The organism is Bifidobacterium sp. JNUCC 75 (genome assembly GCF_054819865.1).
On the sequence record NZ_JBTHIF010000001.1, the window covers coordinates 975,505 to 1,001,473 of the forward strand.

General features: G+C 58.5%; 16 protein-coding genes and 1 tRNA gene. 3 read left to right on the forward strand and 14 right to left on the reverse strand.

Features of this window, described 5'->3' with window-relative positions; translation table 11 throughout:
* Positions 1 to 71 precede the first annotated feature (71 nt).
* From ACVWNW_RS04125 to ACVWNW_RS04145, 5 genes are all read right to left on the reverse strand, one after another.
* Positions 72 to 650 (reverse strand): GNAT family N-acetyltransferase, encoded by a 579-nt coding sequence (locus ACVWNW_RS04125; protein ID WP_454483173.1) that lies wholly within the window; start codon positions 648 to 650, stop codon positions 72 to 74.
* Positions 651 to 799: 149 nt separating this feature from the next.
* Complete coding sequence (locus ACVWNW_RS04130; protein ID WP_454483175.1) at positions 800 to 1,474, reverse strand: response regulator; 675 nt, start codon at positions 1,472 to 1,474, stop codon at positions 800 to 802.
* Positions 1,467 to 2,732, reverse strand: a complete 1,266-nt coding sequence (locus tag ACVWNW_RS04135) for a sensor histidine kinase (RefSeq protein WP_454483177.1) — start codon at positions 2,730 to 2,732, stop codon at positions 1,467 to 1,469. Before ACVWNW_RS04135 ends, ACVWNW_RS04130 begins: the two co-directional genes overlap by 8 nt.
* Before the next feature lie 37 nt (positions 2,733 to 2,769).
* The gene (locus ACVWNW_RS04140) at positions 2,770 to 4,137 is read right to left on the reverse strand and encodes an FtsX-like permease family protein (protein ID WP_461196322.1); all 1,368 of its coding nucleotides are present in this window, start codon (positions 4,135 to 4,137) and stop codon (positions 2,770 to 2,772) included.
* A 53-nt stretch (positions 4,138 to 4,190) separates the two neighbouring features.
* Positions 4,191 to 4,928 (reverse strand): ABC transporter ATP-binding protein, encoded by a 738-nt coding sequence (locus ACVWNW_RS04145; RefSeq protein ID WP_454483181.1) that lies wholly within the window; start codon positions 4,926 to 4,928, stop codon positions 4,191 to 4,193.
* Positions 4,929 to 5,383: 455 nt separating this feature from the next.
* Between ACVWNW_RS04145 and ACVWNW_RS04150 the strand changes: the two genes are divergently transcribed.
* Complete coding sequence (locus tag ACVWNW_RS04150) at positions 5,384 to 6,679, forward strand: ROK family transcriptional regulator (RefSeq protein WP_454483183.1); 1,296 nt, start codon at positions 5,384 to 5,386, stop codon at positions 6,677 to 6,679.
* A 55-nt stretch (positions 6,680 to 6,734) separates the two neighbouring features.
* Here ACVWNW_RS04150 and ACVWNW_RS04155 read toward each other — a convergent pair whose 3' ends face one another.
* From ACVWNW_RS04155 to ACVWNW_RS04180, 6 genes are all read right to left on the reverse strand, one after another.
* Positions 6,735 to 9,749, reverse strand: coding sequence for an alpha-mannosidase (locus tag ACVWNW_RS04155; protein WP_454483185.1), 3,015 nt, complete (start codon positions 9,747 to 9,749; stop codon positions 6,735 to 6,737).
* Between the two features lie 326 nt (positions 9,750 to 10,075).
* Complete coding sequence (locus ACVWNW_RS04160; RefSeq protein WP_454483187.1) at positions 10,076 to 10,984, reverse strand: carbohydrate ABC transporter permease; 909 nt, start codon at positions 10,982 to 10,984, stop codon at positions 10,076 to 10,078.
* Positions 10,977 to 11,852, reverse strand: coding sequence for a carbohydrate ABC transporter permease (locus tag ACVWNW_RS04165; protein WP_110425917.1), 876 nt, complete (start codon positions 11,850 to 11,852; stop codon positions 10,977 to 10,979). Before ACVWNW_RS04165 ends, ACVWNW_RS04160 begins: the two co-directional genes overlap by 8 nt.
* A 76-nt stretch (positions 11,853 to 11,928) precedes the next feature.
* Complete coding sequence (locus ACVWNW_RS04170; RefSeq protein ID WP_110425918.1) at positions 11,929 to 13,248, reverse strand: extracellular solute-binding protein; 1,320 nt, start codon at positions 13,246 to 13,248, stop codon at positions 11,929 to 11,931.
* A gap of 719 nt (positions 13,249 to 13,967) precedes the next feature.
* Complete coding sequence (locus ACVWNW_RS04175) at positions 13,968 to 15,395, reverse strand: alpha-L-fucosidase (protein WP_454483189.1); 1,428 nt, start codon at positions 15,393 to 15,395, stop codon at positions 13,968 to 13,970.
* A gap of 213 nt (positions 15,396 to 15,608) precedes the next feature.
* Positions 15,609 to 18,353: a glycoside hydrolase family 2 protein gene (locus tag ACVWNW_RS04180; protein WP_454483191.1), complete on the reverse strand. Its 2,745-nt coding sequence runs from the start codon at positions 18,351 to 18,353 to the stop codon at positions 15,609 to 15,611.
* A gap of 247 nt (positions 18,354 to 18,600) precedes the next feature.
* On the opposite strand from ACVWNW_RS04180, the gene ACVWNW_RS04185 reads away from it, so the two are divergent.
* Positions 18,601 to 18,673, forward strand: a tRNA-Lys gene (locus ACVWNW_RS04185).
* 182 nt (positions 18,674 to 18,855) lie between these two features.
* Here ACVWNW_RS04185 and ACVWNW_RS04190 read toward each other — a convergent pair.
* Together ACVWNW_RS04190 and ACVWNW_RS04195 are read right to left on the reverse strand one after the other, a co-directional pair.
* Positions 18,856 to 19,161 carry a type II toxin-antitoxin system RelE/ParE family toxin gene (locus ACVWNW_RS04190; protein WP_052733387.1) on the reverse strand — a complete coding sequence of 102 codons (306 nt, stop codon included), beginning with the start codon at positions 19,159 to 19,161 and terminating at the stop codon, positions 18,856 to 18,858.
* Positions 19,158 to 19,448, reverse strand: a complete 291-nt coding sequence (locus tag ACVWNW_RS04195; RefSeq protein ID WP_454483194.1) for a type II toxin-antitoxin system RelB/DinJ family antitoxin — start codon at positions 19,446 to 19,448, stop codon at positions 19,158 to 19,160. The genes ACVWNW_RS04190 and ACVWNW_RS04195 overlap by 4 nt, the downstream gene beginning before the upstream one ends.
* 719 nt (positions 19,449 to 20,167) lie before the next feature.
* Here ACVWNW_RS04195 and ACVWNW_RS04200 point away from each other — a divergent pair.
* Positions 20,168 to 21,505: an AbiH family protein gene (locus ACVWNW_RS04200; protein WP_454483196.1), complete on the forward strand. Its 1,338-nt coding sequence runs from the start codon at positions 20,168 to 20,170 to the stop codon at positions 21,503 to 21,505.
* A gap of 796 nt (positions 21,506 to 22,301) precedes the next feature.
* Here ACVWNW_RS04200 and ACVWNW_RS04205 read toward each other — a convergent pair.
* On the reverse strand, positions 22,302 to 25,397 hold the full coding sequence (locus ACVWNW_RS04205) for a cation-translocating P-type ATPase (RefSeq protein WP_454483375.1): 3,096 nt from the start codon (positions 25,395 to 25,397) through the stop codon (positions 22,302 to 22,304).
* Between the last annotated feature and the right edge of the window lie 572 nt (positions 25,398 to 25,969).

Here is a 25,969-nt window from a genome sequence, read left to right on the forward strand (position 1 = left end):
TGCCATTCTCTCAGAAGAACCCCGCAGACGCGCTACGACACGAGGAATCTATTGGTCTCTTTCACACTGGTTCACGCGGACGCGTTCTTTGGTCGGCTCGCTTCGGCATGCAAATCAATCCAATATCGTTCTACTGGCTGACCAAAGCTGCTGAGGAGCACATTCTCCAGTTGCCCGCCACGCGAGAGGATGGTCCGGCGGCTGGCCAGATTCGACGGGGAGCAGGTGATCAGGACCCGGCTCATGCCAAGAGCGGCCGCCCGTCGCAGGCAATCATCCAGCATCAGCCCGGCATAACCCCGCCGACGAGAATCAGGGCGAACTGAATAGCCGATGTTGCCGCCCGAGCGTAGAAGCGCCTCTGTAAGCTGCAGCCTCAACTGAATCATCCCCACCAGTTTGCCGCTGGGATCCATGGCTGCGAACTGCAGGGCGGGCACAAACCCCGACGGCAGATCATCGCCGCGCGCCTGACGAGCCACCTCCGGCAGGCCTGACTGACGAACCTCATCCAGGCTGCGGCAGTCCTCCAGGGGGCCGAGCCCGGCCGCTTCATCCTCAGGCCGAGCACGACAGGACTGCAGATATTCCCAGATCGCTTCGGCATTTACCGCCCCCGGGTGATCCATCCTCACCAGACGGATTCCCATAGTTCCCCTCCTCTGTCGAATGCTTGGCCACCCCTTTGTGCTTTGTGCTTTGTGCTTCAGCTTACTTAAACAGCATCCAACGGAACTGAAGATCCATCGTTCTTTCTGCTTTTTTCCTTCCAGTGCCTGGAACGGCTGGTCATGAATCGTCAGTCAGACATTCCGGCCTGAAACCATGTGATGACGATTTGTGTACGGTCTCGCAGGCCGGTCTTGTCGAGTATGCGACTTACGTAGCGCCGGACAGAGGTAATTTCGAGAGTGAGGCGCTGGGCTATTTCCTGATTGGATAGCCCTTGAGCGATGAGCCCGGCTATCTCGTACTCCCTGGGGGTCAACTTATCCAGCTGCTGCCTGGCCTGCGGATCACTGACCTTATGCCGAGCATAGGCTCTGTCGCGTTTGATGAGCTCTGCTGTGATACGGGGGGTAAGCACTGCGTCCCCATCAGCCACTGCGTGAATGGCTCGGTGCAGGTCTCTAATGGATACATCCTTGAGCAGAAAGCCATAGGCGCCTGCATGCAGACCGGTGAAGGCGTAATCGTCTTCGTCATAGGTGGTCAGGATCAGCGTGCGAATGTCGGGGAACTCCTTGGAAATGACCGCAGTGGCGCTGATGCCGTCCATCACCGGCATCCGAACGTCCATAAGGATCACCCGAGGAAGTGGCTGCGCGGCTGCTTTCATCTCACGAAGCATGGTCACTGCCTCCTGACCGTTGGAGGCTTGTCTGACGATCTGCAAATCGTGGTCGGCCTCAATCATGCGTACCAACCCCTTGCGGAGGAGCGCAAGGTCATCGACCAGCATCAGGTCAATCATGGGCGTTGCACCCTTTCTCGCTGGTGCCAGGCAGGATGGCTTCTACCGCCCATCCCCCGTTCTCGCTCGGTCCGCAACTCAGGCTCCCTCCCATCAGTCGGCATTGCTCGCTGATTTGTTTGAGGCCCACTCCTTGATGATCATGAATGGCCGGTTGCTGATCGCCCAAGACTTGCCCATGCTCATTCCCGTGCCCATCATCGTGAATGCTGATGCGGAGGGTACCGCCCTGCTCATAGTCACGGGAGATGACGATGGTGCTCGGGTCTGAGGCGTGCCGGAGCGTGTTGGTGATTGCCTCCCTGCTGATGATGAAGCAGAGGTTATCCTGTCTGGGATCGTGCCGCTGATGCCCTGTTTCGGTAGACACGACAGCCAGACCAGCCGCGCGGGCATGGGCAATTACGGTGTCGAGTTCGTCGAGCGTGTGCAGCCTGGAACCAAACCTGTGCCCATCATCATCGGACCCTTCCGGTAGCGCCTCATGCTCTTGAACAAGGGTACGGACGGCTTGTCGGGTGTCGGCCAACCCATCCCTGGCCACCTGATTGATGTCCTTAAGCACCTCCTGCAGCTCCTCGGTCTCAACCGAGTCAGCGAATCCCTGGGTCAGGGCGATAATCGTGGTGAGGTCATGGCCCACGCTGTCGTGCAACTCCCCTGCCACCTGGGCTCGTGATATAGCCAGATCCCTTTGTCTGGCAAGCATCTCAGAGCGGATGCGCTCCCGCTCCTCACGCTGCTGCGTCTCGCGTCGAATCCGGTAGGACCTGACAGCTATGGCAGCGGCTACGACAGCCATGATGACAGCCATCCTGGCCGACCATTCCAGAAAGAGCATGTGCCCGGCATGCATGCTGAAGGTGACCAGACTGACGGCCGCGACTGCCTCACCCACGCCTGCCGCAATCTTGGGTACCGGTGATAAACAGACGCAGAAATAGAGAGCGCCCACCAGGGGTATCAGGAAGCTATCGTCCGAAGTGGCAAATGACAGACCGATGTATATCAGGGTCTCCATGATCGTGATGAGCAGGGAAAGCTGCCTGCTCCAATACAGCAGGCAGGAACACAGGAATCCGATCAGGCCGATGACCGTCTTCCAAACGGGCAAAGGAATGTTCTCGGCCCAGACTGGAGGAAACATGGGGGCGCTGACATAGAGAAGCGTATACACCAGGCTCAGCACAGGCATGACAAATCTGGTCAAGCGTTGATTGCTCAACAGCTCGAAGAGGTTGGTTGCTATGCCCTTCATCGTGCCCCCTCACGCCGCATGCCGAGGATGCCCAGGTTCATTCGCCAGTGTACTGTGCTACCACACCGGCAGGGGAACGACCTGCTGATTTGTGCACCGTGGCCCACGAAGCCAGTGATGCCGCCGAAGTCAGCAGCAGGTACACCAGCGCCCAGTGAGTCCAAGGTATGCCGATGCTGGCAGCGCCGAAGACCTTATGGAATCCGACTGCATAGGCAAAGACTGGCAGAAGGCTGGAGGTGAGGGATATCAGTACGGCGGTGGTTGCCATGATGAGCCCTTCGAGAGCGGACATGATTTCAAGTTGGTTCGGATCCGCGCCAGCGATCGAGATGAGGGACAGATCCAGGCTTCGACCATGGGCTGAGATCAGGTATCCTGCGCATACTCCAGCCAGCGTGACGACCAGCGCGGGACCCAGGAGCGTAATGAGCATGGAGAAGTCGGAGCTGCTGACATCCAGGTTGGGAGGCAGCAAGCGACTAGATTCGGCGCTGGTCTGGTAGAAGGAATCCGTCATCATCAGCAATGAAACCCCCACAACCAGCGGTATGACCGTGGAGCTGAGGCTACGCATGCGGGTACCGGCTTGCCGGCAAGCAACCAGCCACGAGGGCTTGCGGAGAACGATGAGCCTGGTCCAACCGCTGGTGACCGTGCCCAGCAGAGAAGGACCAGCCAAGCAGATTGCGGCCAGCATGAGCACGAAGCCGAAAGTGCTGCCCATGGCGATGGGCAGGATGGGTGCCGCAGTGTGCAAACGGACCAGTTGCTCATCAGGGATGGTCCGCGCTTGCATAATCGGCATCAGCATGACTGTCGATGCTGCCAACAAACACAAAATAGCGGCGATACGACGAACCAGACCCGCTGCTTTTGGAGGGCTGATTGCGGCCCGCAGTGATTCCACGGGACTGATCTTACTGATGGTTCGGATGGTCAGCAGCGTGCCGATCAAGGCCACCAATACTCCGGACGTGGCTCCTGCTGCCCAGGAAGCCAGCTGGTAGCCAGCGATGAAAGGTTGCTTGCCGATCAGGAACTGCGAAGTCTCCCAGGCATAGAGGGGGCGGACCAGCGGAAAAGAAACCACCAGCGAGACCAAGCTGGCCGCGAGCGCCAAGATGAACACGCGCAAACAGGTCAGCGAGGTCAGCTGCCAGGGTGTGGCGCCTTGCAAGGCCAGGAGGGCGAGGTTGCGCCGTCGCTGGTTGATCACTGATGAAACAACTTGCAGAACGATCAATACTGCGGCAATGAGGAGAGCTACGAAGGGGATCATCAAATTTTGGTAGGCGGTGCGGCTTTGCTCGGTCATGCCGGGGAGATCGCCCAGGTCCCTGGCTGAAGAGAGCATCATGGCAAGCAGACCGACCATGGTCTGTGTAGCAATCAGCACGAGCATGATGCCAGACCAAGCCAAGGGGGCATCTTTGAAATCTCGTAGTAGAAGTCGCATCAGATGCTCGCTTTCAGCATGGGAACCTTGTCGTCTGTTGATATGCGACCGTCACGGAGATGCACCAGTGTGTTGCAGCGGGAAGCGACTTCCGGACTGTGGGTGACCATGATTACTGCGTGGCCCGGCCGATTGGCGAAGGCAACGAGCTCATTGACGACCGCATCTCCGGTCCCCTGATCAAGGGCGCCCGTAGGCTCATCAGCGAAGATGATTTCGGGATCCGAAATCAGCGCACGGGCCAGGGCCACACGCTGCTGTTCGCCCCCTGACAGGAGGGTCACGTTGGCTTTGAACAGCCCTCTGATGCCGAGTCTGGTGAGCAGCTTGGCCGCCTGATCCTCCGGCCAGCGGGTCTTACGCAGGATGAAGGGCAGTTTGAGGTTGTCCTCCACACTCATCGAAGGCACCAAATTATAAGACTGGAAAACAAAGCCCAGGTGCGCACGCCGGAACCGTGCCGACGCTGCAGGCCCCATGGCAGAAATGCATTGACCCAGGACCTCAACCTTGCCGGAATTGACTGGTTCGAGACCCGCCAGACAGTAGAGCAAGGTTGATTTGCCGCTACCCGATGGCCCTACGATTCCGGTCATGACTCTCCAAGAGGCGGTGAACTCCACATTGTCCAGAAGAGTTATGCTCTCCCCTTTCCTGGGCGAAACCTGTTTGCACAGACCGGATGCGTGGACAGGGAAGGGCTCGTCTTGGCCGGAAGAATTGTCAATATGCTTCATCAGAGTATCCAGTATTTGCAAACGATGAATGCCAACGTGGGCCTGTAGCGCTCTGAACATACTGCGGTGCGCATTGAATCGGTAGTTTCAACGGAGCTCCCTCCCTCAGCACACTTACGAGGGCAATCGGACCGCCTCGCAGTGATGATTCTTCCAAGCCGCGTAGGGGGAATCAACGTCGGCCGCCACTTCGCCATCTACAGACGACAAGACAGAGACCGGCCACTGCGTAAAACGGGGAGGACTTCATCAGTCGAATCAGCCGGGCCGGGGCCATCAGCCCCTACCCTCCCAACACGGTCCTGGCCCGGTACGCCCGCCCTGCTTACCCATCCACGTCGCTTCATGCCAATAAAATCAATGACATACAAGAAACCCTCCCCGATGCCGAAAGGGCCATCCATCCGCACTGGCTCGGACCAGGGATGCGGAAACCATCGATCAATGAGGCAAGAATGTCCCTTTCCAAACAGTCAGAATCCCCCTTCCTGCAAGGGACCAACCTTACCGCCGTCGGCGATTACAACCGCAGTGTGGTTCTCGACACCATCCGAAAAGCCGGACAGATCAGTCGGGTAGAGGTGTCCCACCTGACCGGCCTGACCAGCCAGACGGTGACCAACATGGTCCGCAAGTTGATTGACAGTGGACTGGTCCAAGAGGAGGGAACGGTGACGGTGGGCAGGGGGAAGCCCCGCACGGCAATCAGATTGAATCCCGATGGCCGCTATGCCGTGGGAATCCATCTGGAACCGGCCAAGACCACCGTCATTCTGATCAATCTGGCCGGCCATATCATCGACAGAGACCTGCCCGACCTGCCTGACGACTCTGCCCAGGCCATAGCAGCACTGGCCTCGACGGTCTCTCTTCTGCTTGGACGCAACGGGATTCCCGGAAAGAGGATGGGGGGAATTGGCATAGCCATCCCCGGCCCAGTCGATGCAAGGCGGGGGACCGTGCTCGACCCACCCAACCTCTCCGGCTGGCGCAACGTCCGACTGGCCCACGACCTGGAATTGAGCACGGGTCTACCCGTCTTCATGGAGAAAGACGTGACTGCCGCCTGCCATGGCCAGACCTGGGCGGGCAGGGGAGAGGAAACCGGCCAGGACTTCCTATTCATGTACATGGGCCTGGGCATCGCTTTCGGGACGGTCAGGCATGGCCATGTCTACCAAGGTAGGACAGGCAACGTGGGAGAGATGGGACACATCGTCGTCGACACCTCGGGCCCTGCCTGCTGGTGTGGGCAAAGGGGGTGCGTAGCCGTCACCTGCGATCCACGCTCCCTGGTCAAACAGGCTGAGAAGGAGGGCCTCTTCCCCGCTCCTACCCACGTGCAGGACCCGCGGGCCTTCAACGATTCCGCTGACCTCCCCTTCTTGGATGAGGCCTTCAAGTCGCTCTGCCAACGGGCCCACGGTGGCGATGAGGTCTGCCGAGACCTCCTCCTGGAATCGGCAGGGCGAATCGGCAGGGCTGTGACCATCCTGACCGACCTGTGGGATATGGACACAGTGGTCTTCGGGGGTCCCTACTGGCACCTTCTGGAAGACATCTACCTGGATAGAGTGGCCCAAGTTCTCAGGCGGCGGTCCGTCCTCAGGCAGGTTCATGACTTCAAGGTCCTGTCGACCACCTTGGGGGGCGACATCGCCGCCATTGGAGCTGCCAGCGCCATATTGGACCACGATCTAACACCCGGCCCGGCCCCGGGGATGTCCGGGAGAGACCGGTCAGCGATCTGACAAGCGAATAAAAGGTGCCGTCCGGCAACCTGTCGGGCGGCACCTTTCACTCGATTCAGGACCTGTGGAACCGCAGGGTCACAATCTGGAAGGGATGGAGCTCAAGGTCGATCCCGTCCTCACCCTTGGACCGTATGGCCGGCTGGACAGCATCGCAGGGAACCTCCATGAGGCCCACTTCGTCGACGCTGGACCAATCAAAGCAGGTGGTCAGCCGAGCTCTGGAACGGGCACCGGCGGATTCATAAAGACGGACGACCAAGTCGCCCGACCTGTCCTCGGCCAGCTTGACGCTCTCGATCAGCACATCCTGCCCGTCCACTTCGACCAGGGGGTCTACCGGGTGGGCGCCTGTCAACCGCCGGACCGGGACGTTGAGCCTGTAGCCCATCCGGATGGCCCGCCTGATGTCGGTACCCACACCCAGGGCCACTGTGAAGTCGTGCTCTCCAAGGTCGGCACGGGGGTCCGGGAAGTGGGGGGCGCGCAGGAGGGAGATCTGGATGCGTGTGCCCGGCCTGCCATCCGGCAGGACAAACTGGTGGATGTCATGGCCATAGTTGGTGCAGTTGGCCAGGCTGACGCCGAAATCGCCCTCCTGGATGTGAACCCACCGCTGGGCCGCAGCCTCGAACCTGGCCTGCTCCCAGGAGGTGTTCTCGGTGACCGGCCTGGTCAGATGACCGAACTGGATCTCGTTGACAGACTCCTTGGTGTAGAGGTTGGTCGGGAAGGAAAGCTTGAGCAACCTATCGCTTTCCTTCCAATCCACGTGTGTGCGAATCACCAGGGCATCAGTGTCATCATCCAAGCTGAGCTCCTGGCTGAAGGTTGACTGGCCGATGGTCCCAGAGACGGTCACGGTCCCCTGGTCGGTCAGAGCAGTCCCCTCGACCTGGGCACCAGGCAGTTCCATGTCCTGGTAGGTCTTGTCGATATCCCAGGCATCCCAGTGGGCGGGAGCGTCGACGAAGAGGCGGAGGACGTTGGCCGGGGCAGCCGGGTCAATCACCTCACGGCCGGAGGCCCTGTCGACGGCCGAGACCACATGACCCCTGACATCGATACGGAAGGAGACACGGTCGTTTTCGAGGACCGTATCGTCGCCCTCCCTGCGTGCCTGACCACTGGCGGTACTGACGGGTGCGGCCACGGCACCGGCGCGGACACCCTCCTGGCTCAGGGGCCCTGCGTTGGCCTCCAGCTGGACCGGGCCGCTGCCGGCAAGCGCCTTGAGGGACCTGTCGATGATCTCCTCCAGCTGGGCCCAAATCTTCCTGTCGGAGCGCTGCACCTCGGCATAGACCCAGGCGATGGCCGATCCGGGAAGGATGTCGTGGAACTGGTAGAGGAGGACCTTACGCCAGATCTCCTGCAGCTCCTCGTAGGGGTAAGGAGTTCCGCAGAGGATGGCAGCCTGACTGGCCCACCATTCGGCCTGCCGCAGAAGGGACTCGCTACGCTTGTTCCCGCTCTTGGTCGCCGCCTGTGAGGTAGCCGTACCACGGTGGAGCTCCAGGTAGAGTTCACCCACCCAACGAGGCGGGTCTTTCATCTCTTCCTTGGCCTGGCGGAAGAAGGTCTCCGGTGATGTCATCAGAACCCGAGGGCCACCCTCCAGATTCTTCTGGAGCTCGGTCGCCGCCACCATCTCGCGGGTGGGCCCGCCACCGCCGTCACCCCAGCCGTAGAGGAGCAGGCTGGAAGCCCCCTTCCCCTTCTCGGTGAAGTTCTTCTCGGAGCGAGCTACATCGGCCGGGGAGGCATCGGAGTTGTACTTGTCTGCCGGCGGGAAATGGGTGAATATCTCCGTCCCGTCGATTCCCTGCCACATGAAGGAGTGGAAGGGGAAAGTGTCTGTGTCGTTCCAGGAAATCTTCTGGGTCAGGAAGTAGTCCATGCCTGCCAGGCGGGCAATCTGCGGGAAGGCGCCCGAATAGCCGAAACTGTCCGGTAGCCATGCGACGTGCGAGGTGACGCCGAACTCCTCCTGGAAGAAGCGGCCACCCTGGAGGAATTGGCGAACCAGGGACTCGCCACCTGGCAGGTTGGCATCGCTCTCAACCCACATCCCCCCGACGGGGACGAACTGGCCGGAGCGAATCTTGCGCTTGACACCCTCGTAGACATCGGGCTCGCTGTCCTTGAGCCACTGGTACTGCTGGGCCGAGGAGGCAGCAAAGATGAAGTCCGGGTACTCGTCGGCCAGCTCGACCGCATTGCTGAAGGTCCTGGCCACCTTGCGCGGGGTCTCTCTGAGGGGCCAGAGCCAGGCGGAGTCGATGTGCGCGTGGCCTACGGCATAGACGGTGTGACCCTTGGTGGCGGGTGCGCTGAGCACATCCACCAGGCACTGGCGGGCACGGCGCGCGGTGCCTGCCACATCATTGGGGTCGATGCTGTTGAGTGCGGCCTCGATGGCATCCAGGATGTTAGCGTAACGAGTGCGAGTGGGGTCCACCTCGTGCAGGAGACCCTCGAGGACCTTAAGTTCTTGGATCAGGTTCCAGACCTGGAGGTCAAGCAGGCCCAGCTCCAGCCGCTGCAGACGGTAGATGCCCTGCTCTTTGCCCACCCCCTCGTTGCCCAGCTCGGTCGGGTGGAAGGACCCACCGTTGGAGATCTGGGGGTTAGATGCAGCCTCAATGTAGAACTCGCAGGGCTGGCCTGGTTCGGGCACCGGCACCCACCCGTTGAAGGGCTCCACGGCCTTGATCACGGTCCCGTCCGGGCGACGGACCAGGCCTTCGGCCTGGAAGCCGGGACCTAGTCCGACCCTGCCCAGATCGACGACCAGCTCGGGGCGGGTATCCGCCTCGTTGGCCCACTCAGCCGGCACCTGGCCGGTCACGTGAAGCCACCAGGTGTCCCAGGCCGTTCCCCACGGGTCCCCGACCGACATGGGCCGGTATTCGGCCTGCTTGGCCGTCTGGAAGTCGACGGGTTCGCCGGCGACATCCCAGGACTCGATTGAAACAGGACAGGTGTGACGGTACAGGGCGTTCTGCAGGTGCTGGCCCAGAAGCCTGTCCAGCCTCCACAAGACCTTTTCCTCACGCGTGAATCCCAATGTTCAACCTCCTCGTTGGCGGGTCCCAGAAGACCCCGCACGTACATTGTCTTTTGCAACCTGTGCAAAAGTTAGTTTAGTTTACTTCTTTGTCGGTTGCCACCGCCTGCGCCGCATTCCGCACACCTTTTTCTGCCATCATCACAAATCTTTCCCTGGTGGTTGTGAATTTGTCTACTTCCTTGCGGTTAGACGGCTGGGAGGATGACTTCCCATCATGCCCCCCTACGAGGTTACCCGGCCGACCGATGACGACACCCTGCCCTCACAGATTCCGCTGTGAGGGGCACGCTCCCGGCGCCGGTCCTCGCCGCGCAACCGTCTTTTCATCCCTTCACACCGCCGGCCAGGGAGTATGTCCCCAGGAAGCGGTTGGCGATGACATACATGATCACCACTGGGAGGGAATAGATCAGGGAAAAGGCGGCCAACTGGCCGTAGATGATCATCCCATGCTGGCCGAAGAAGGAGTATATGGTCACTGAGGCCGGCTGCTTGCTGGGCGACAAGAGGAGCATGTAGGGGACGAAGAAGTTCCCCCAGGTCCCCATCAGTATGAAGATGCTGACAGCTGCCAGCCCCGGCTTCATCAGCGGAACCACCACCAGTCGCAGGGACTTAAGCATGCTGGCCCCATCCACCCAGGCGGCCTCCTCCAACTCGACCGGGACCGAGTCCATGAAGTTTTTGGTCATCCAGATGGCCATGGGGAGCGAGGATGCCGCCAGGAAGAGTATGGTCCCCGTCATTGAATCCAGGAGGTGAAGCATGACGAAGAGGGAGTAGACCGGGACCATCAGGCAGGTGATCGGCAGGCAGGTGCCGAAGAGGATGGTGTAGAGGAAAGGCTTGTTGAACTTGGACCGGTACCGGGAGAGGGGGTAAGCGCACAGAACGGCACAGGCCAGCACGATCACCGTGACCACGGCCGAGATCAGAAAGCTGTTCCACAGGGGAAGGAAGGTCTGGTCCTTGGTCATGATGGCTGCAAAGTTCTTCAGAGTCCAATGCCGGGGAATCTTGGTCTGGAAGGTGGCTTCCCCGTCGAAGGCAGCGAAGAAGAGCCAGAGGAGGGGAAGGATGAAGGCCACGAAGACGACCCCCATGGCTATGTAGGACAGCCAGGCGGACAGGCCATGCCTGGTGGGCGAGGTGGGGGTGTTCAGCCTCCCCCTATGCCCGACTGTGCGGGCCGGGCGCCGGCTTGCAACAGGTTGTCTGATTGCTTCACTCATTGGTTACCCCTTTCTCGTCCTTAAGAGCGTTGACATAGACGATGCCGAAAATCGCACCGATGAAGAGCATGACCACGGCGATGGCGCACCCGTAGCCGATGTCGCCGAATTTGAAGGCCACCTTGTAGGCGAAGACTGGCAGTGTGGTGCTCTTGTCTCCGGGCCCGCCGGAGGTCATGACGAAGATCAGAGTGAAGGCAGACATGGTCTGCAGGGTGATCAGCATGAGGTTGGTCACTATGGTCTGCTTGATAACGGGAACAGTGATATGGATGAAGACCTGCCAGGCGTTGGCACCGTCGACCACGGCGGCCTCGGTCAGGGACCGGTCCACCTCACCGATGGCGGCCTGGTAGTTCATCATGGAAAAGGCCGTACCCCTCCAGATGTTGGCCAATATGACCGCGAACATGGGAAAGAGGTAGAGCCATTCCGACCCATGAACCCCAAAAAGGGAGAGGATCTGATTGAGGGTACCCTCTTTGGAGAAGAAGGCGTAGCAGGCGAACCCGGCAACCATCTCCGGCATGACCCAGGCGGCCACGACGGCTGTGGAGACGAACTTGCCGGCGATTTTGTTGGCCCTCTGTAGGAGAACCGCCAAGGCTAGACCCAGAAAGTTTTGAGCGATTATGGCGCTGACCACGACGAAGATCACAGTCAGCCATACGGATCTGGGGAAACTTGGATCGGTGAAGAGGTGTGAATAATTCTTCATGCCGACGAAGGCGGGCGCTGTGGCGGTGGGCCCACTCAGGGAGACATTGGTCAGTGACCCGTAGAAGGCCCAGATGATGGGACCGAGCATGAAGACGGCCATGAGGACTATGGCGGGCAGGACCGTCCAGTACCGTTTTGCAGTATGCATTATGGCATTTCCTTTCCAGGACGGGAGGTCGGGCGCAGGGCCAGGAAGCAGGCCGCGCCCGACCGATCACCAGGTCCTATTCCCTGGTGGCAACCTTGTCCTGGCCGACGATGCCTGTTACCGCTTGGTCGTAGGCCTTGGCGGCCTCGTCTACCGACATTCCACCGGTCACCACCTGCTCCGTGGCCTTCTGGATTTCAGCCGAGACCTTGGGGTACTCGCTCACGCTGGGGCGGACATGGGTGTAATCCAGGGCCTTGGTAGTGATCTCCGTGAAGGCGTTGGTGGCCAGATACTTGGGATCCTTGGCCACGTCGGACCTGACCGCGATCTTGGACTCCTTGATGTCCTTCTCCAATGAAAACTCCCTGTTGCCTAGGAGCTTGATGAACTCGAAAGCGAGCTCCGGGTTCTTGGACTTGCCGCCAACAGCCAGGGTCCACCCGCCGGAAGAGGTGACGTATTCTGGTTTCGCACCGGTCTTGCTAGGGAAGAGGGCAGCCCCCAAAGTCTTTTCGTAATCCGGCCACTCCTTGGACCCGCCTTTAATCCATGTGGAGGGCAGCCAGCTGCCGTCCAAGGTAAAGCCGATCTTGTCATTGGGAAGCCAATCCATACTGATCGTCCCGCCGATATTCACATCCTGCGCCTGGGCCGGAGTGGGGGCATAGCCCTTGTCATATATGGTCTTGAGGAAGTTCAGCGAATCCTTGAACCCTTGGGAACCGATGGTCCACTTCCCCGTCTTGACGTCCATCAGGGCCTTGTTTCCCTGCTTGGTTCCGTAGAGCAATTGATAGAAGCTCTGCATGGATGTCCCCTCGCCGATGGCCGTCCCGGCGAACATGTTCATGGGGACCACACCCGGCACCTTGGCCTTGATCGTAGCCGCTGTGTCCAGCAGGTCCTGCCAGGTGTGCGGCTGCCAGGGGATAGGAATACCCGCCTTTTCGAAGACGTGCTTGTTGTACCAGATGACCCTGGTGTCAGTGTCGGCGGGGACCCCGTAGACACCGTCACGGCCTGTGCCGATCTTCTTGGCGCTCTCGATGTAGTACTTGTTCCAGTCCTCCCACTTGTCCACGAAGGGCTTGATGTTGTAGAGGTAGCCGGCATCGGCATCGGCCTGCAGACTGTCAGAATCCTGGTAGAGGACATCCGGTGCGGTCGCAGGCGACCGCTGTGACAGGGAGAGCTTGGTCTTGTAATCGGATTCCTGCGCCGAAATAGGCTGCAGGTCGACCTTCTTGCCCGGGTGCTCCTTTTCGAATATCTTCTTTGCCTTTTTTACCTGTGTATCAAACTGAGTGAACTGATCAGTCTTCTGATAGATGACTTTTATGGAGTCACCCCCCCCCCCGCGGAAGAGGACGACCCACCACAGGCGGACAAACAGAGCGACACAACTACCGCCAAAGCTGTCAGACCCAGCGACTTCTTCATTTTCTTGCCCATCTTGCTCCTTTGCACTTGTACGGCCCTACCTTGGAATATGGCATCTTCGACTTCTTATCCTTCGGTAGGACCGATTTAATCAATTTAAATGATTTATTTGGAGATTGCAAGTCTCCCTCACCCCGTCAGGGGTGAGTCTCAACCTGGCCCTCTCCCACCAGTACCCTTACCGCCCAATCGCATGGATTAGCAGCTTTCCTGGCGGTTGAGACCCCTGTGATCACCTTCTCCGTGGCCTTCTGGCTTTCGACGAAGGAGGCCTTTAGATAGACAGTCACGCTGGGGCCGAAACGGGCGAACCCGAGCGAGTCAGTTATCTGTCGGATGAAGGAGTAGCCGCCAGACAGGCGGGATCCTTAGCTATGCTCGACCTATTTTATCAATTCGATTGATTTATTGGTCAAGCACAAGACGTTTCACATACGCCCGTACGTTGGGACCCGGTTGCCATGACGGTCCTCAGCGGGGCAGGCAGCCGGAAGCCTATAATCCCGGCCCCTGCTCCACTTGCCTAGCGGATGATCCAGTAGCGTTCGGTTAGCTTGCCCTGGCTGTTCCCCCGAATATCCTCGGCGGTCCCGCCCCCGACAGTCGGCGATCCAGTAACGCTCCGCCTGGTCCAGGGAGGCGTAAATCCTCCAACCACCGACACCGGCCAGCTCATCGCCTGCTTCCCTCGCGGATCAGGCAGGTGTCCAGGGCCACGGGACCACGTGACCTGGTCACACTGACCTCCAGGTGGCTGGTGGTCAGCGGGCCGACCTGTGCGAAGTGCTGATACCCAACGGCCCCTACTTCTGCCACCTGGCGGAGTTCACCGTCAAGTTTGGCACTGATGACGACCTGCTCCACCCGCTGGCCGACCTCGATGTGCTCGCGAAGGACGAGTCCATCCACCTGTCGGGGGCGGTCGAAATCAATGGTAACGGTGGGATGCTCATCATCCGCATCTGCCAACCACCAGCCGGAGTCCACACCGGTGGACAGAAGGGCCTGTGGGTCACTCCCGCAGGCATTGGAGGAGACGGACACATTGGCACCCTCGGTGACGGCCCCCTGCCAGAATTCCCGGATCCTGCGGCCCAGACCGGTCAGGGAATCCACGTCGGGCTGGCTGATCTTCCCCTGGGCGTTCGGCGGCACATTGAGCAGGAGATTGGCGTTCCCGCCGACAGTGTTGGACCAGATGTCGAAAAGTTCGTCAGTTGTGCGCACCTTGTCGTCCTCACTGGCATGGTGGAACCAGCCAGGCCGGATGGAGGTGTCAACCTCGGCCGGGTACCAGACCAGAGGGCCGCCGTACTGCTCAAGGACCTTGCGGCTGCCCAGGTCCTCATCTTCAGAGCGCTTGGACCAACCGGGGTTGGCGCGTTGGTCCACTTCCCCCTTGCCCATCTTCCACTCTGCATGGCGGAGTGGGGCTGGAACCACGCTCCACTCGTTTTCGCGTGCCTTGCCGGCCTCGTTGCCACACCAGCGGACATCAGGCCCGCAGATACTGATGACCGCTTCCGGCTGAAGGGCCCTGATCACGTTGAAGTAGCGTTGCCAGTCATAGGCCTGGGTCTTGCCGTTGGGCCCCTCACCATTGGCCCCATCCATCCAGACACTGAAGATGGGTCCGTAGTGGGTAAGGAGTTCTATCAGCTGGTTGACATAGTAGTCGTCATAGGCCTTGCCCTGCCCGTAAGCGGCCTCGGTCCTGTCCCAGGGGGACAGGTAGACACCGAATTTGAGTCCGTGACGGCGGGCAGCCTGGGAGACCTCGCGGACCACATCGCCCTTCCCCTCCTTCCAGGGAGAGCTGGCCACACTGTGCTTGGTGTAGGCACTGGGCCAGAGGCAGAAGCCGTCGTGGTGCTTGCAGGTGAGGATCACCCCCGTCATGCCAGCGGCTTTAAAGGTCTCCATCCACTGGTCGCAGTCCAGGTCCGCGGGGTTGAAGAGGGCGGGATCCTCGTGGCCCAGGCCCCATTCGCGGTCGGTCATCGTGTTCATGCCAAAGTGCATGAAAGCATACATCTCCATGCGCTGCCAATCGAGCTGACGGCGGGATGGCTTGATATTGGCGAGATAATCCAGATTCATCGGAATCCTTCCTTGGAATTCGTCTTGTCGGTGGGTTGCCTGGGTCTGCGGTCTCCTGGCTGGTCTTTGCACTTCTTTGTCCGAGTCTGCTCATACTCCATCGGGCAGCCGAGACCCAATTAATTAACTTACCTCACAATTACTACGAAAGGAATTGACACGCATGAAGCATGAATCGGAGGGGACGCCATCGGCTTCCCCTCGGAAGGATGCTCACAACTGCTGACGATGCAAATCGTTGGCTGTCCGCAGGACCTTGGGAGACAAGAAGGTCTCAGGATTGTCCACAGGAGCCGAGGTGATGTGCCAGACGACCGACTCCCCGGGAAGGAGGGTAGCCATGCCGCCGTCGATTGAGGCAGCAGAGTCCACCTTGTCCACCATGCAGAAGACGTCACGGGCATATGTCCGAGCGGTCAGGGTCAGTCGGTAGCCGCGATCTTCTGCCTCAATAGAGGCTTCGAGGGGGTCGGGCCGGAGGGCCTGGTCGACAACCTCAGCCGGATTGTAAATGGCCCTAGCAAAACCTGGTTGGTCGGAATTGGCCACGAGGATCTCCTGGGCAGGGTCGCCAAAGGTAGCCACGGCGGCCTCCAGAACCACCTGGGCCTGTCCCCCTGCCGGTATAGAGACCCGGGCGATTTGATCGGCCAGAACGGTTCCGTCCAAGCGGCGGCGCTCCACCCGCCACTGGCCCTCCCAGGCCTGACGGGTGTCATTGACCATGACCAGGGCCAGCTGGTCGGGGGCGACAGGCATGCCAGCCCAACTGTGCTCAGCCCGGTATTCCTCTGAGACCTCGGGCTGTATGGAGGCCAGGCGAGGAGCGAAGAAATCGCGCGAGGCGAACCAGAGGGGCTTGCGATGCCCGTCATAGTCCACCGCCGCCCAGGAGATCACCGGCCAGTCGTCATTGAGCTGCCAGACCAGGGTGCCGGCATTCACCGGCTCCAGCGAGCGCATGTACTCCACCCCGAATCGGATGGCCTGTGCCTGCTGCAACTGACAGGCCCAGTGCCAGTCCTCAATGTCCTCCCAGCGGTCACTGGGAATCAGCCAGGAATGTGGCCCATCCGAACGATGACCGTTGACCACGCCGCCGTAGCTGATGTCATAGAAGTCACCCGGAGTCAGGTGGGAACGCATGCCCCTGGAGAGCTTGATGTTGCCATCGATGGCCTTCTGATGGACCAGCATCTGGGTGCCGAAGGGGTCCAAGGGGCTGTCATGCACCACCCGGGTCAGGGTGCTCCAGGCAGGAGGCGCCTGGTATCCGAACTCGTCGGCGAAGCGGGGCTTGTAATCCCTGTAGGCCCTGTAGTCCTTGTTGTTCCACACATCCCAGATGTGCACGGTCCCGTCGTTGTCCTTGTTGGGCGAGGTGTACTTGGTGAAACTCATCGGGGAACTCGGCAGGTAGATTCTGGTCGGATCCAGCTGTGCGAACAGACGGGGGAAAAGATCGGAATAGTATCCATCACCCCAAGGGCGTTCCCCGTAGCCGTACGCGTTGGGGGCGGCCGAGGGGTCGGCCAGAGCGTTCTTGAACCCGCCCCAGTCGGCATAGGCCGTGTAGTTCTCATTGGATCCGTTCCATACGACCAGGCTGGGGTGCGGGGATAGCCGACCGATCTGCTCCCGGGCCTCTGCCTCAACCTCTGACCAGTTATCCGGGTCCTCCGGGTAGGCGGCGCAGGCGAACATGAAGTCCTGCCAGACCATCACCCCGTTCTCGTCCGCCATGTCATAGAAATCATCGGACTCGTAGTATCCACCTCCCCAGATCCTGACCATGTTGGAATTGGACTCGACCAGGTCCTCCATCCGGCGTTGGTAGCGATCCCTGTTCATCCGGGTGATGAAGGCATCGTCGGGAATCCAGTTGTAACCGTGGGCATGCACCGGTACTCCGTTGACGGATATGCGGAAGGGACGGCCGTTCTCGTCGGCCGCTGTGTCCACACTGACCGTGCGGAAACCCACCCGGCCTGTCCACATGGCCTGGGGACGGGATTCATGGGACCCGGCGGCCGCCTCCTCCTGACCTGCCGTGACATCAACCGTGTAGAGGGGGTGGTCACCATAGCCCAGGGGCCACCAGAGCTGCACATCCGGCACCCTGAGGACCAGGCGGACTGTGTCCGCGCCGGCACGGAGGTAGGAGCACGCCTGGACGTCGGCTCCGTTGCCACCGAGATGGACCCGCACGGGTATCCCACCAGACTGGGTGCCAGGCCGGGCCGTCTCATCGATGCCGGATCTGCCTCGACCACCGGCGCGTTCCAAATCCACATCCACGGTGAGCAGGCCCTCGCCCCGGTCGTCGACATCTACCAGCGGGCGAACCTGGGCAATTCTGACACCGGACCAGGAATCAATGCCTATGGGTTGCCAGATTCCAGCATTGGCCACGTCGATTCCCCAGTCCCATCCGAAGGACGAGGCCGCTTTCCGGAGCTGGTTGAAGGGGTGGTTGTCATGAGGGTAATAACCCAGAATCGCCTGCCGCCTCTCCCCCTCGCGGACAGGAGAGGTGAAGGAGACGACCAGCGTGTTTCCCCCCTCCTTGAGTAGATCGCGCACATCCCACCGGTAGGAGCGGTAGGCGTTCTGGGTGCTGCCAACCGGTCGGCCGTTGAGTTCCAGTGCGGCTACCGTATCCAGCCCGTAGGCCACCAGGTCGTGACGCTGCGAACCGTCGTCATGCCAGTCGAACCGGCAGGTGAACCGCCAATCCACATCGCCGATCCACTGTTGGGCCTGTTCGTTGTCCCCGTCATAGGGGTCACCGATCAGGCCTGCACGGAGGAGGTCCATGGTTGCCTCCCCAGGTACTCGGGCCTCGACCCCATTGGCCAGGCGATCGCGGAGATCCTCTGGCGCCGCTTGGGGGTTGAGGGCTGTCATGGTCCAAGTCCCGTCAAGAGGGGTGAATGTGGATGGGTGATGTGTGAGCATGGTGCTTGTCTTCCTTGTCTTGCGCTCCGTCGGCAGAGGCTTCAACCTTTCCCCGAAGTCCCGTGATGGTCATTCAACGCGGTGTACTCCTGCACCACACTAGCAAAGGGACGGGCCGAACTTCAGGCAGCGACGAGTCTGGCAATCGGGAGGGTCAGCCGTCAGATACCAGGCCCGATGGGGTCATCCGGTGGACAGGCCGTCACGATGTGCCGTCGGCCAAGTATGAGGTATACTGTGCCATGTTGCCCCTCTGGCTCAATGGTTAGAGCAGCGTCCTTTTAAGTCGTGGGTTGTGGGTTCGAATCCCACGGGGGGCACTTCGGATTGCCGATTATTTAATACCAGTTACTAGGTTCCGTAAAAGATCGATCCCACAAGAACACGAGCTCTGATTCAATGCCCAGGTATCACAACCCTGACACAGCAACCATTAGGGCCATCCGCCTGCGCAATAGTAGGCAAGGCTTCGTATGCATAGCCTTGATCCATTTGCTGAAGCTCAGTATCTGCCGCGCCTGCCCAGCACCTGATCGTGGGATCCCAGTCGCAGTATATAGGCGGCATCGCCCTCCCTATGCCACACCAGCAGCAAATCTCCAGCATTGCCTATATGGCATTCATATACTGCTGCATAACCCTGCAGTATATGCATTCGATGACGCGCCTCCAAAGTACGAAGCGATGCTTCGGAATTCTCTGCTATCAGATCTAGCACCTCCTCGACCGGCTCTAATGGGACGTGCTTGCGAGCCATGCGCTTCAAATCCCTCGCGAAAGCACCGGTGGGAACCAGCGCAAGCCTCATCGGTCCACGCCAGCAGTTGCCAGCACGCCATCCACCAGGTCCTTTCCTGTGACATACCCCTTAGTCTTCCCCCTCATCGCTAGAAGGCGCGATTCCTCCAAGGCTTCTTCGGTTTCGACAGGTAGGCCCAAGCTGAAGTCCAAGGGCACCCGCTGCTCCCGAATAATCTGCTTGTAAAAGGCTCTGGTGACCGTAGTCATATCCAGACCAAGCTCCTTCACGATATGATCCACCTGTTGCTTGTCTGCATCGGATATACGCACCGTAACCTGAGACATCTTCTCCATCTGAGCCCACCTTCCTTGTTATCTACAATTTTGTATTAAAGTGCAAAATTACAGCAGATTTCCTACTTTAATGCAAAATTACAGTGCATGGTAAGGCATCAATGTGCATTGGCTCATACTTGGCGATGTTCTTGCCAAGCTCGGCCCATACAATTAGTGATTACAGCTTTGAATCAGATTCAAACATGCACAAAACCCTTTTTCCTATGCAGATATGACTAGGCCCGATTCAACTGCTGCAAACACAAGTGAAGAAAGCCGGGCGCCATTCATATCCCATATGACCATATTCTTCAGGGTTATCGGCACAGACTGACATACAGAAAAGTGAATCGGATTGGGAAAATGTAGCAGGCTATCATCACCAGAGATTACGTGCTCTGCTATGCCTATACTCATTGGTCTTTAGTCAAAGTCCTCTTTTAGCTACTTACGCTAACGAGCGTATAGCTTTTTCAGATCTTTGGAAATCAGTTTGAGCAGACGCTAGGCCAAGTGCATGAAATCCCTTACTTCCGCCATTCATTATCAATAGCACCTTACTAGGTCTCAGGTATATTAAAATCTGTGACAGTTCGCTTTTGGAAGCGTTCTCCAGAAAGCCGTTGTGCACATGTAGATAATCTTGATTAATCAAGTCACATGTTGTGCCGATTGTTTCCAAGATTATTATGCTCATGTGGATGTCTTGGCAGATATGTCGCCAAAGGAGTGAAGTCATGTCGGTTCCCGATCAATTGGTGATCCTTGGAAAAGGTTTCGATCTTCAGTGCGGGTTAGCTTCATCCTTTGGGGACTTTGAGAAACCTCGAAAAGGTCTGATCGAAGATCTCATAGAGAAACATTCCACAAATCAGAATGGGGCAGACACATCAGAGAAGCTTGTCACATACCCCGATGACCGTCAAGAACGGCAAGAAGCATCCTTAGCTGCAGATATCTGGGCTGCTGGAATAACCGTCTGGGATCTGATTCTCATTGCGGATGAACAAATACGAACCTGGTATGACGTAGAAGCCTGTATCAGAGACTGGCTTCTGAAGCATCCGGGAAAAAAGCAACCTCGCAACCAGAACAATTTGTATGCTGTCAAATATCAATATTCCCGGTACCAGAAAGCACTAACACCTGGACCGCAAGATAACCCTTACGAAATTGAACTCATACAGAACTATAGAGGCGATGGCTACTTCAGCAAAATGTCCACGAACGAGCAGGTCTCTAAATTACTGCTCAAGTGGTATGCATGCAGTTCCGATGCCAATTCGATCATGAGAGTCATGATGCAGGAACTCCATCGCTTGGAATCAGCCTTCTCAAGCTATATGAAAAATGAGGCAGACGGCAATGAAAATTACCTTAGCCGTGCATGCCTTTTGCTAGAGAAACTCATGAACGATCAGCTAAGTGATTATAATACTTTGCTGACTAATAACACATACAAAATAGGCGAGGACATCTCATTCGGAAGCTCTTTCAATAATGTGAGAATACTGGATTTCAATTACACCGATCCTATCTATGGTATCGAAATCGCACCTACCCTCATCAATATCCACGGAAATATACATGGCGGGGATATCATTTTCGGCATCGACAGCAACAGCGTCGACACCGATGACTCAAATTACCCAGGTCTTGTCAAGTTCACCAAGACCTATAGGCTCATGGCACTTGGCAAAGGCAACAAGACCAAACTAGTCCATCCCCATGTAAGCGGGCAACCAGGCAGTGAAACCAGCATCATCAAGTTCTTCGGCCATTCCCTTGGTGATCCCGATTACTCATACTTCCAAGCTATTTTCGACGAGGTGGATCTCTACGGAAGTGATACCCGGCTGGTCTTCTATTACAACCAGAAGCGCCTGAACGAAAATAAGGATGACAAGAAAAGTAAGAACGCGACAAGTGAAAACGCTCAGGAAGAGATGTTTGAGAAGGTCAACCGCCTCATCACCACATATGGTCAGACGCTAGACAACAAGGACCACGGCCGTAACCTCATGCACAAGCTTCTCCTGGAAAACAGGCTACAGGTCGTCCAGGCCCCAGTCTGACAATGGTTCCTTTTTCTGAAGCAGCCCACATGACTGTCAGGATATGGTCCCAGCCTGACTCTGCACTCTTCATTACCTAGTGCCAAGCATATATGATGACCCAGTCGGCACTGAACTCAGCTGCACTCACCTCTTAGCAACAGCAGTCTTGCGACCACACAGCTGATTGAGCATAGCCACACTGCTTCAAGGAATTTGACCGATTGCCATCCCATCAGCACTTTCCTGGATGCCTTCAAACAACAGTAAATATGCGACTACAACGTAAGGTAGAGTGCCCGATAATTAAACTCCGGCCTATTTTTAATCTGCAGCAGAAGTATTGGTCTTACAGACCAGGGATGACGTGCTGTAATCAAAGGAATTCTGGCCGCATCTTTCCTGCTCAGATTAGGCTCTTATACTCGCCTCCACCGGCAGGTCTTTTGCAATCCTGAACGTATAGATTCCATTCTTCCAATCAGCGAGATTGCCTACCACGTAGACACGGCACTTGGCTCGCGACACAGCGACGTTAAGCAGATTAGACGGACCCGTTAACCCATGAACGAGAGCCTTCTCCACGCTTGCTGGCTTTGTTTACAAGGACCATGAAGACCACGTCGGCTTTCCGCCCCTGGGGTGTGTACGGTTCCGGCCTGGCTTGATGCCAGCCGGTTTGCTTCGCCGCTGTTGCAAACAGTACATTGGTGCAAGGCATCCGTAATGGCTGTACGAAAGATGAAGTAGGACGCAACTGTGCCCTCGCTTAATGCGGCGAGAGCAAGTGCAGTCGCCGCATCAGGAAGAAGCGATGTTATGCCCGTACCCGTCTGACTGCCCAGTTGAATAGTTTGCGCAGCTCCGAGGCCACAAGGACCAGGGAGGCCAGGCCGATGCATTCCAGCCAGGCCTGGGGTTGGAGGGGAACGGTGCCGAAGGCCTCGCCCAGGAAGGGCACGTAGATCACCAGTAGCTGCAGCAGGATGGAGATGCCGATGGCGCCCCAGAGCCAGGGGTTGCTGAAGAGCCCCTGGAAGGCCGACTTGCGGGAGGAGCGGGAGGCCAGTGCGTTGAAGAGCTGGGCGAAGACCAGGATGGTGAAGCCCACGGTCCGCGCCTCCCTGATCTGCGCCTCGTGACCGATCGCCTGGACGGACCTGTCGGTGAAGAGGCCGCCGCTCAGATGCATGTCCATGCCGATCAGGGTGACCACGGCCATGATCAGGCCTATGTAGATGATGTCAACCCACATGTCCCGGTCGATCACCCGGTCGTTGATGGATCGGGGCGGGCGATCCATCAGATCATCGGTCTGCGGGTCCACACCCATGGCCAGCGCGGGGGCCGCATCGGTCAGAAGGTTGATCCAGAGCAGCTGGGTGGCCAGCAGCGGCACGGTGACACCCGCCATACCGGGCTGCGATATGCCCAGAAGACCAGCGAAGACCACACCGCCGAAGACCGTGAAGACCTCGCCCATGTTCGAGCTGAGCAGGTAGCGCAAGAACTTGCGTATGTTGTCGAATATGCCCCGGCCCTCCCGCACGGCTCGGACGATGGTGGCGAAATTGTCGTCCGCCAGGATCATCTTGGCCGATTCCTTGGTGACCTCGGTCCCGGTGATGCCCATGGCCACGCCGATGTCCGCGGTCTTGACAGCGGGGGCGTCATTGACACCGTCGCCGGTCATGGCCACAACATTGCCCTGGTCCTGAAGCGATTTAACGATCTTCAGCTTGTGCTCTGGAGCCACACGTGCGTAGACGGAGACCTTGGAGGTGGTCTCCCGAAGCTGATCCGAGTCCATGGCATCCAGCTGCTCGCCGGTGCAGGCGGGCTGGCCGGGCTTGATGATTCCCAGGTCACCCGCGATTCTGGCCGCAGTGAGCGGATGGTCGCCGGTGATCATGATCGTTCTGATGCCGGCCTTGTGAGCCTGAGCCACCGCATGGCGAACCTCGGTGCGCGGCGGATCGATGATGCCGACCATGCCCGTCCAGATCAGATTGTTCTCCAGTCGGGTACTTTCCTGGATCACCTTGTCAGCAGATAGGCGGACCGCTGGAGCATGCTGAGACATCCGAGACAACTGAGACAACTGGTCCTTCTTCTGATCTGTCTCAACCGTCCTTGACAGCTCCTCCTCCTCATCGACTTCGGTCAGGGATGACAGCTCCTGGTTGGACACAGGCCGGAAGGCCTGCCCCAGAGTTCTATAGGCATCCGCCGAAAGACTGCTGACCTGGGCAAGTATCCTCTCCCGATCGGCACTAGTCATAGGCCTGACCTGGCCGCCATCGAGAATCCGGTCACATCGGCCAAGCAGCACGTCGGGAGCGCCCTTGCAGAAGAGGCGTGATTGCCCTCCTTCGCCCCCATCATTCGGGGCGGCCAGGACCGACATGAGCTTGCGCTCCGATGTGAAGGGAATCTCGGCCAGACGGCGGTAACCATTAGCCTTGGCATCGGAACCGACTTTGCGCGCGGCGACAATCAGCGAGACCTCCGTGGGATCACCGACGATCTGCCAGTGACCCTGTCCGGATCCGGACTGGGCTTGGGAATCAGGTTCGACCTCGTCCACCTGCCAGTGAAGGTCTCCGTCGTTGGCGATGGTCCCGACCATCAGGGTCTCTTCAACCGCCTCAGCCAGAGATGAATCGATGGCGTCCGTCAGCTGTTGGTCATCTGACCCACTGGCCTCGACCGGCTGCATGGCTCCCTCCGGAGCGTACCCGGTGCCAGTGAGTCGCACCTGCCCCGAGGGGACAACCACCCGCTCAACGGTCATCTCATTGCGTGTAAGAGTTCCTGTCTTGTCGGAGCAGATGACCGATGCAGAGCCCAGCGTCTCAACCGAGCTGAGCTTCTTGACGATGGCATGATGCTTGGCCATGCGCTGCACACCCAGGGCAAGGACCACGGTCAGGATGGCAGTCAGCCCCTCAGGCACGGCGGCCACGGCCAGGGAGACGGCCATGAGCAGGGAGTCAATCAGGTCCTGGGTTGTCTGGAAGCCTTCCATCAGGGCCAGAGCAGCCAGAACCAGAACGGCTATCAGACAGACGGCCAGACCGAGAAGCTTGGAGACCCTGGCCATCTCCTTTTGCAGGGGCGTGGGCTCCTCCTGGGTATCAGCCAGCATGCCGGCGATTTTCCCGACCTGGGTGTCCATGCCGGTGGAGGTGACGATCATACGCCCGGTGCCCTGGGTCACCGCAGTGCCATTGAAGACCATGTTGGTCCTGTCGCCCAGAGCCTTGGGCTGGTCAAGCCGACCGGGCCGCTTGCCCACCGGCAGTGACTCACCGGTCAGCGATGCCTCGGCAACACGCAGGCCCGCTGCCTGGAACAGTCTTCCGTCGGCGCCGACCGAATCGCCCTCAGCCAGAACCACTACGTCACCGGGGACGATTCTGCTGGTCTCCAGGCTAACCACCCGGCCGCCTCGCAGCACCGAGGCGTGCGGGGCCGTCATGCTCGCCAGAGCATCCACAGCCCGCTCGGCCTTAGCCTCCTGAGCATACCCCAGGGCGGCATTAAGGATGAGGATGATCATGATGACGATGGCGTCGAAGGGCAGAGGTTCGCCACCTCCCGATGCCGGGTGCGAGCGCTCCACCACCCATGCCACCAACGAAATGGCTGTGGCTACCAAGAGCAGATAGACCAGGGGATCCTTGAATTGTTGAAGGAACTTCCTCCACGCGGGAACGGGAGGCGCCCCAGCAAGCTCGTTGGGGCCGAATAGTTCCAGTCGACGAGCTGCTTCGGCCTCGGCCAGACCCTGGTTGGGATCCACGTTCAGAGCAAGGGCAATCTGATCGATATCTGCTGTAGAAGGGTCCTTGAGGACGGGGTCATTTGCGGCGAGCCTCTGCTCAGAGTCCTGCCCTGTAGCCGGAATCATGCCTGTATCTGTTGATTGTTCATGCTTGGAGTCGCTGGTCAACCCAGTCATGCCACTCTCCTGCTTATGCCACGGAGTAGTCAACGCTTCGGGGGCCTGTTGAAAGAAATCAGAGGCGGCCAGGCCAAAACGCTGCGTGGATGTTTACCAAGTTGAATTCACAATATACATAAATACAACCGAAGTCGTCAAGGTCTTTGCTCAAAGACAAAGCAACAGCAATTCCTCTACCGATACACATGAACCGAACTGAACTCGGCTTTAAATACCTCAATCCCTTATTCGCGTCATCTGTTCTCGTTCACTGTCAAATCTATTGAGTTACAGTGCAGCAGATTGAAAAACCAAGGCAGCTTCGTGAAAACTAGCTAACTACGCAAAATAACTGACCTGCAATAGAACAGTGAAGTCAGTTTTTCATACAACAAATCCAGTAGGTTCTTCATCCTAAACAACAACAGCGCAGTCCGTCACTATTAGCTCAATTCTCGGCTCCGCCCTACCGGTGGTAAACGGATAGGCGATCCGGCCTCGATCGTTGCCACTCCTCTTTCAGTTTGCGTGCATTCAGT